1 protein-coding gene is annotated in these 611 nt (G+C 44.8%); it reads left to right on the top strand.

Annotated elements, in window-relative coordinates; genetic code table 11:
• Positions 1–35 precede the first annotated feature (35 nt).
• Positions 36–611, top strand: a 576-nt coding sequence (locus tag ACWHAR_RS29190) for an ATP-binding cassette domain-containing protein (RefSeq protein ID WP_452088711.1), incomplete at its 3' end; no start/stop codon positions are given.

Here is a 611-nt window from a genome sequence, read left to right as displayed (position 1 = left end):
GTACACATGAACTTACGTGAGGATTGATAGGAATCATGAGCATATTAAAAGCGGAAAATCTTTATAAAACATACGGAGATAAAACATTATTTGACCATATCTCCTTTCATATTGAAGAGAATGAGAGAATCGGATTAATCGGGCCGAACGGAACAGGAAAATCAACGCTGCTGAAAGTGATTGCCGGCTTGGAATCTATCGAAGAAGGAGAAATCACGAAATCCGGAAGCGTGCAGGTCGAATTTCTTCATCAAGACCCGGAGCTGCCTGCGGGGCAAACAGTGCTGGAGCATATCTATTCCGGTGAATCGGCTGTGATGAAAACCTTGCGTGAATATGAAAAAGCGCTGTATGAACTGGGGAAAGATCCCGAAAATGAACAGCGCCAAAAACACCTGCTGGCAGCACAAGCGAAAATGGACGCAAACAATGCATGGGATGCAAACACCTTGGCAAAAACCGTATTGTCTAAGCTGGGCGTCAAAGACGTAACAAAACCGGTCAATGAGCTCTCAGGCGGCCAGAAAAAACGGGTAGCCATTGCCAAAAACTTAATTCAGCCCGCTGATCTGCTCATTTTGGACGAGCCGACAAACCATTTGGATAATGAA

It is taken from the genome of Bacillus sp. LR--39, assembly GCF_053613335.1.
The sequence above is the reverse complement of the archived record's forward strand: the minus strand, read 5'-3'. Positions and strand labels throughout refer to the sequence as shown.